The sequence below is a fragment of the Lacticaseibacillus sp. 53-4 genome (genome assembly GCF_016861805.1).
GTDB lineage: Bacteria > Bacillota > Bacilli > Lactobacillales > Lactobacillaceae > Lacticaseibacillus.
This window is the reverse complement of sequence record NZ_BOLT01000050.1, coordinates 1-6,968: the sequence shown is the minus strand read 5'-3', so window position 1 is coordinate 6,968 and position 6,968 is coordinate 1. Positions and strand designations below refer to the sequence as shown.

Below are 6,968 nucleotides of genomic sequence, written 5' to 3'. Positions count from 1 at the left end.
GCTTCCCCCCCTTGCCCCCCTTCGGAAGTTCAAATGCACCCCGATTTTGCCTCAGCAAAACGGGGTCAAAGTGCAGGTCGATTTCGCCTCGCGAAACGACCTCAAAAAGCATTGCCACTCGCTCGCGAATGGCAACAAAAAGGACACGCAGCTGAATGCTGCGTGTCGATGTAGATTAGGCTGTCAGTTTATTGCTTAATTTCCAGATACCGGTGCCGCATGATTCACTCGTTTTTGATGAGCTGCAAGTAGAGTATTACGAGCAGAAGCAGAATAGCTACAGGCAGGAAAAGCCATAGACTGAACTCGAATTCAATTTGCAGGATCAGTAAAACTATAAATACTAAGCTTAACCAATATCTGAGTTTCAAATGCTTCCCCTCTTATCCTACGAATACAGTGTGATGAATTGTCTTTAGAAGCTTAGTCCGTGAAGAGTTTGTATAGTATTTTGTGATTGACTCTTCACCGATAATCACGCTAATTCCTCTTGGTGAAGTAGCAGTAATCCAACGAGTATTGACCGTTGGCCAAATGTCTGCGTGCTGTGTTGCTGTTGCCTGGGCGATTGCATATAGACCGAGAGGAATTGCGGCTTTTTTGATAAAGGAACCTGCTAGGAATGTGGCGACCGCAGAGGCAACGCGCTTCGATTTAGTGCTTGGCATTTTGGTAACGCCAGACCACTTGCTGTATTTGATGTTTTTGTAGCCTAGACTCTTATAGTCGGCAATGCTGTTGGGATGAGTTTTTGAACGGGCAAGAAACATCTGCGTATAAGCAGCGGTCCCAGGAATTAGATCATTTTCAAATGATGCTGCCGGCAGTTGCGAAACAGTTTCAAAGCTCTCACTAGCTGTGTCAATCACAGCCGTTTCTGCTGCCGGTACTGCAGGCGCGGTGGTTGCTGCATGAGCGTTGACGGGACTAGATAATAAAAGCAAAGTAAACGAGCTTACGGCCAGAATAAGAGCACGTTGAGACAACAGATGCTTTTTCATAACGACCTTTTACCCTTGATAATTGCTGGTATGGTGATGGTCACAGCAGATATGGTAGATGACAGAAGGAGTAAGATCCAAAGCATCTTGCCACGAGTGCCGAACACCCATAGGAAAATACCCACAACTATCACGGCTAAGACGAAACGTATGATAGCAATTTGTCGGAAACTCAGTTTTGACATGTGTTTCTCCTTTCACAGTTGAGAGAAATTCAGAGAGTGAGGATGAATGTTATGAAAATTAATCGTGCGCTCACCGTTATGGCTTCTGGCCTAATTATAGCTTCGTCTACTGTGTTAGATTTTGTGGCCTTGCCAGGAACACAGGAGATACAGGTTGTGCAGGCTGCTACCAAGTACCCAACGGCCTGGACCAAAGTAAAGGACTTTTCGACCGTAAGGAGTCGGAACTTCAAAAGCATTACGACTAGCGCAATCGGCACAGCCCTTGGAACGTTAATAACGGGCGGTACGGCCTTGGCTGCTGGTGGTGTCGGTGTGATCTCGGGCATTGTTGCGGCGATGAACAACGGTGATGACCTAATTGTAAAAACCAATTTTTACTATCGCCAGTTGGCTGCTGATACCAAGCGAGCGAGTGGGGACCCACTGCGGCACTATGAAATGAGAAAAGAAGTTTCGGTGTTTAAGACGCATAACGGTAAAACTACGCAGATTGGGAAAACGAGAGTGGCGACCAAGAAAACATCTGGTATTTACACATTCTAATGCCAGTTTGAAGTTTTCGTAATGCGGAAGGCTCGGCTATTATGCCTGGCCTTTTTTTGTGAAGCAAGTAGGGAGCTCTGTTGTTTGTTTGGGCACATCGTCATCGCGAAGTCGACTTCAACTGTTCGAGGTACGCTTTCACTATTCATGCTTCGGCGGCCGCAATGCGTTGGTTGTTGCTGGCGTACAGCTCGTTGAGCTGGGCCAGCTTCTTTTTGTCGCCGGCGGTCAGCTTTTGCCCGTCAGCAATCAGCTGGGTGACGCGCGTGATCGTCAGCGCGATTTTGGCGTTGACGGCCTTAAGGGTCTCAAGCTCCGCACCTTCCAGCTTCTTAGGCGCGTTCGCCAGGCGTTTCTCGTCCCGGAGCCACTGGGGGAGCTCGTCAAACAAGCCGACCACCCGGCGCACGGCGGCCTCTTTCTCGTCCGTAGTGAGCGAAGCGTTGTGATGAATGTTGTCCAGCTTCTTGGCGCGGTCTACCTGCGCGCCGCGGGAGAAGTCATTGGCATCTTTGGCCTCCGGCTTCCACGTGAACGTGTAGCCGATGATTGGCTTACCACGCCCTTTGCCGTGACGTTTGGTGACTTTGAGGCCAGGGAATAGCGGCGCTAGCTCCTCCTTGATTGGTTTGAGAATGAACTGGTTGACGTTAGTTTCCCGATAGCTCTTCGGAACGTCCAGCAATTCGTTGAAGTCAGCCTTGGTCAGCTCCAGACGACCTGTCGTACGCCACTGCTTCAGCAAGCGAAACATGGTTTTGGCGTAGCTTGAGTTCAGGTCACGAAACTCGGTCAGGGAGTAGCGAACCCAGCTGTCGAGGTGGTTGAGCAGTGGTCGAGCCATCTCGTGCACCTGCACCTCCACGTAGGGTTCAGCGGCATCGCCATCAATCTTGAACCGCGTGAACATTACGAAAAATTCTCGCGTGAGGCCGCTTTTGCTCCGACTGCCGAAATGAAGACTCATCAGCTTTTCGTAGGTTGCCTGTATGTCGTCAATAAATCGAGTGTTGGCGGTGGCCTTATACGCGCTCAAATCCTTCAGCTGGTCGAAGCTAAAGCGCACCGTATCGCCGCCCTTATCGCGCATACGGCTCACAATCGAGAAGAACAGGTTCATCTCCGTTGGCGTGAAACGGCGGAGCGGAATGGTGTTCAGCTCGGCATCGTGCTTGATGATTTCGTTACTCATGAAGCGCCTCCTTTATGGGCATATTTTAACTGAATAGCTATGCCCAATAAAGGTATAACATTTGGGGCATATAACGTCAAGGAGAGAATGCCCCAAACGCAGACAAAACCATGCCTTAAAGCAGACAAAATCATGCCTTAAAGCAGACAAAATCATGCCTTAAAGCAGACAAAATCATGCCTCTAACGTTCTGTATGCCTTGGGGGAGTAAGCACGTAGCGACCCTAAAAGAGGTTTAAAAGAGGTTTAGAAAGAGATTATAAAAGAGGCGGCGTCAAAAATCGAGCGCCAAAAACCTCAGGAGATTCCCCCGACGCCTACCTTAGGGAGCAAACTCTCCGACGCTTCTCAAGAATGAGTGAGGCAAAGCCGGGCCCACAACCAGCTCTGGTCGCTTCTCCGGCCTGCCAAGATCAAGTCCGTCGGCAGGAAGACCTCGCGCACGCGCTCGGAGCGCTATCGCTTATCACGTTCAGTTACTATTGCTTAGCTACTTCAGGTAAAAAGGCAATATGAGGTTAAAAGAAGCAGACCACGCTATCAGATATTACTTGCATTGTTTGATTGCACAAACTATTCTACAAATCGAGGAGGCGATTTTATGAAAAAAGGGTTAATCACGTTGCTTGCCACTGTCGCGTTTGGCTTCATGTTTACCGTTGGGACAACAGTTCACGCGGATACGATTGTGCCTGATGGGGTAGATAATATTACGGCATCGGAAGTTCCTGACGATACATCAGCAGTCGAAAGTCCGCTCCAGATTAATTCGTCAACGTCCGCAACGGTGCCTGGTGTAGTTCAGAACGGCCCGACCATACCAATTCGGCAAATTTCTCCTATGAGCACTGTTAAAGGTGCTGGTGGATATTCTAAAACTTGGGTAAGCGGCGGTAGAATTTATTTTGCCATCAAGCCCAATTTTCTGGAATTCCCGACCTATTGGTTTAAAGGGAACTTAAAGATCAAGTTCAGCAATGGCAAGACACGAAATTTCAGCGTCGGGGGCACTGGAATCGGTGGTCGAACATGGACTGGTTATCGGACGTATCGAACCTATGGATCACATGGTGCAGCGTACTTTACTGGGATGGTATTTGGTGCAACTGGTGCCACGGCAAATATCCTTCACCCCTCTTCTGCTTTCTAAAAGGGGTGCTTCTATTTGGATCAGATAAAGAGAGAAAAACTAATAGCGTTACTCTTTACAATCAATAAAGAGGACCTAGACTTAGACAAAGAGGTCACGGACGATATTTATCTTAGAATGACGACCTTAACGACAGCAATTACGGTTCTTAGCATATTAGGGGGATTGGGCGCACTATTCGAACTTTCGCCTGTATATGATGAAAACTCTGAACTCGCTGAGCGGCCGCTTGAGTACGTCATTATTGTGCATGATTATTATCAGCCTGTGTCTGATGACTGGGGCAATAATGCAGTTGAATAGCTAAACTTTTAGGCGTTTTGGAGCATTATCAGCCACGAGTCGCCGACAAGGCGGTCCCTTTGGCAATGTATATGGCATACTAGCACATGGCAACCGGCCTCGGAAGGGGGTGTTGTCATGAAGGAGTTCTTCGTGCTGATCATCGCTCCAATCGCCGTGGGGATAGTCATTGCGCTATTCACCGACTGGTTAGAACGGCGACGATGATCTCGATGGTTGCCATCTAACCCACACGCCGTAAGGCGAAAAAAAGAGCCGTCACCCATGCAGGGGTGGCGGCTCTTGTGTTGTCATGAATCAGAATTCTTCGCGCCTTTATTATAGCACGCTTGGTTCAAAGCGCCACGGGCAGCAAACCGTGACCTGACATGCACGCTGTGTCGAATCCTACTTTAGTTTCTGCCTTTACTGCAGAAGTACCATACACAGGTTGAGCCGAACTAACGCTCAATGCCCCAGCCTTTGCTCCGGTTAGGTTTCGGGGCACTAGCCCTTTCTTCCCACATTTGTTGCTGTTGTAGGGCCCATTCCTGCTTTCTTTCACGGGACCGCTCAAGGTCTTGTTCGTCTTGACGTTGCACTTTCACTGCTTCCGCGATTTGCTCATGTACTGACAATTTGGCGGGTTCAGCGAACCTGTTCAACTCTCCGATGTGGGTATTCAGAGAGGCCAGCGAGTTACTAATTCTCTTCATGACGTCTTCTGCGGCATTCCACGGGAAAAGTGTTGGATTGACAGGGAATCCTGCAGCGTCAAGGTTGTGCAGTGCTAGGTCACGATCCTTAATCAAAGATCGACCACGAGGAGTGAGATGTTTGGCGAGTGCTGACATGTCTCTTTGGCTGTTAGCTACATGGAGCAAGGTCTGCGCATAGCCAAAGAGGGTGGGATATTGATCTGATTTCGCCTTTAAGGGTTTAGCCGCAAAGTGGGCTTTTACTCGGGCGAGTTGAGTTCCGACCAGCTCCGCGAGTCCGCTTCTAGCGTGGTCAATGACTTCTCTAACTTGGCGAATTCGCTTGTGATACCCGCCCAGCTGTCGGTTGATTGACCGGATATGCTGACCAACTGCGTCAACAGTTCGTTCTCCCGCTCCCGCAGACTGATCAGTCGCTCGTAGTTCTTGTTCAGCTCGTCCAACTTGGTTGCTAATTCGGTCAAAGACGGCCCGCTGCTGTTGTTGTTCTGTTCGTCTTGCCAGCTCATCCTCGATGGCTCCCTTCTCGTAACTTAACCCCAGCTTGTTTCCTCGCGACACACGATGGGCTTGATTGGGGTCTAGAAATGCGTAGGAGACGTTTTTACCCCGTACACGTATATCGACACCTTTCTCGCTTAAAACGGCTGAGAAGCCTTCAAAACCGTTTGTGCGAGGATCTAACATGGCTTGATCGATTCGGCGGCGGAGGTCGTCTTTCCAGACGTAGCCCACAGCGTCGATGTGCCGTTCAGCAATCGAGCGGCGCTCGTGCTGGCTAGGCTCCTTGATCACAGAGAGACCATGTTCTCGGGCTAGTTGGTCATTGAGCTTAGTCACACGGGCGAAGTCGTTGTGCTGGTGGTACTTCTCGCCAGTCTCAAGATCAGGCGCGTTGATGATGATGTGGTTGTGGAGCTTGTGACCTTCACCGTCGATATGCGTGTAGACAGCTACCTCGTGGCCTGGCGCGATCTGGCGGCCCAGTTCTACGCCAAGCGCGTTGGCACGCTCCCAGTCAGCCGGGTTGGCAGCGTTGAGGTCATCCATCGCGAAGGATTGAATGACACGGTGCGCCTGAACCCCGGTGTTCTTGCGGAACAGCTCGCGAGTGGCGCGCATCTGCCCGCGAACGTGCTCAAGGTCTACGTTCTCACCGCCGACAGCTACGGCACGGGCGGATAGTCTAACTACCACGTCTTCGCTGACGCCGTGCTCGCGGAGCCAGTCCTTGGTCTCCTCACCCAGCTTGCCCTTGCCCTCGGCGTAGGAGATAGCGGCACTAGCGCTCTTAGCGGCACTTAGCTTAATCGTTGCCATATCTCGTTCACCGCCTTTCTGATCTCGGCCATCTGCTCAGCTTGAAGTGGCGACAAGTCGCCAGCGTTCGCCTTGCGGGCCAGCTGGTTCAGGTTCGTACCCAGTCGCCGTAAGGCGAGGTTCACCGCTACGCCGGTCGCGTGGTCGAATTTGGGCCGCACCAGCCGCGCTTTGACGGCAAGAGATTTGGCGTAGGCACTCGGGGTCATACCCAAGGTCGAAGCGGACGCCGTGAGCTTCTCAAAGTCAGCTGCCGAGAGCCGGAAATTGACTTGCTTTCTACTGCCGGTTTTTGGTTCGTCTGGCATCTGGAAACCACCTCGTTTTAGGGCAAGAGCGCTCCCTATTCGGTCACCCTTTTGCCTGATTTATGTAAGCCTGATTGCTCGCGCTGCTCACGCCCAGTCTAACATAAATCACCTTGATGGCAAGCAGTGCAAGTGCTAGACAAATGCTCCGCATTGTCTGCCCTTGCCGCTTGCAAGAGGGGCGCTCCGCTTCCCCCCCTTGCCCCCCTTCGGAAGTTCAAATGCACCCCGATTTTGCCTCAGCAAAACGGGGTCAAAGTGCAGG

The 6,968-nt window shown here is 50.8% G+C and carries 8 protein-coding genes; 4 read left to right on the top strand and 4 right to left on the bottom strand.

Annotation, left to right across the window (positions count from 1 at the left end; all coding sequences use genetic code 11):
* Positions 1–383: 383 nt before the first annotated feature.
* Positions 384–1,001 (bottom strand): hypothetical protein, encoded by a 618-nt coding sequence (locus JUF21_RS11365; RefSeq protein ID WP_203634020.1) that lies wholly within the window; start codon positions 999–1,001, stop codon positions 384–386.
* A gap of 236 nt (positions 1,002–1,237) precedes the next feature.
* Between JUF21_RS11365 and JUF21_RS11360 the strand changes: the two genes are divergently transcribed.
* Positions 1,238–1,732 carry a hypothetical protein gene (locus JUF21_RS11360; RefSeq protein WP_125982754.1) on the top strand — a complete coding sequence of 165 codons (495 nt, stop codon included), beginning with the start codon at positions 1,238–1,240 and terminating at the stop codon, positions 1,730–1,732.
* A 145-nt stretch (positions 1,733–1,877) separates the two neighbouring features.
* Here JUF21_RS11360 and JUF21_RS11355 read toward each other — a convergent pair whose 3' ends face one another.
* Positions 1,878–2,924 carry a replication initiation protein gene (locus tag JUF21_RS11355; RefSeq protein WP_203634022.1) on the bottom strand — a complete coding sequence of 349 codons (1,047 nt, stop codon included), beginning with the start codon at positions 2,922–2,924 and terminating at the stop codon, positions 1,878–1,880.
* 601 nt (positions 2,925–3,525) lie between these two features.
* On the opposite strand from JUF21_RS11355, the gene JUF21_RS11350 reads away from it, so the two are divergent.
* From JUF21_RS11350 to JUF21_RS11340, 3 genes are all read left to right on the top strand, one after another.
* The gene (locus JUF21_RS11350; RefSeq protein ID WP_203634023.1) at positions 3,526–4,074 is read left to right on the top strand and encodes a hypothetical protein; all 549 of its coding nucleotides are present in this window, start codon (positions 3,526–3,528) and stop codon (positions 4,072–4,074) included.
* 15 nt (positions 4,075–4,089) lie between these two features.
* Complete coding sequence (locus JUF21_RS11345; RefSeq protein ID WP_203634025.1) at positions 4,090–4,377, top strand: hypothetical protein; 288 nt, start codon at positions 4,090–4,092, stop codon at positions 4,375–4,377.
* Positions 4,378–4,494: 117 nt separating this feature from the next.
* Positions 4,495–4,584, top strand: coding sequence for a type I toxin-antitoxin system Fst family toxin (locus JUF21_RS11340; protein WP_203634027.1), 90 nt, complete (start codon positions 4,495–4,497; stop codon positions 4,582–4,584).
* A 233-nt stretch (positions 4,585–4,817) separates the two neighbouring features.
* On the opposite strand, the gene JUF21_RS11335 is transcribed toward JUF21_RS11340, so the two are convergent.
* Complete coding sequence (locus JUF21_RS11335) at positions 4,818–6,395, bottom strand: relaxase/mobilization nuclease domain-containing protein (RefSeq protein ID WP_203634029.1); 1,578 nt, start codon at positions 6,393–6,395, stop codon at positions 4,818–4,820.
* Entirely contained in the window at positions 6,377–6,703 is a 327-nt protein-coding gene (locus JUF21_RS11330) for a MobC family plasmid mobilization relaxosome protein (protein ID WP_203634031.1), read from the bottom strand. The genes JUF21_RS11335 and JUF21_RS11330 overlap by 19 nt, the downstream gene beginning before the upstream one ends.
* Positions 6,704–6,968 lie beyond the last annotated feature (265 nt).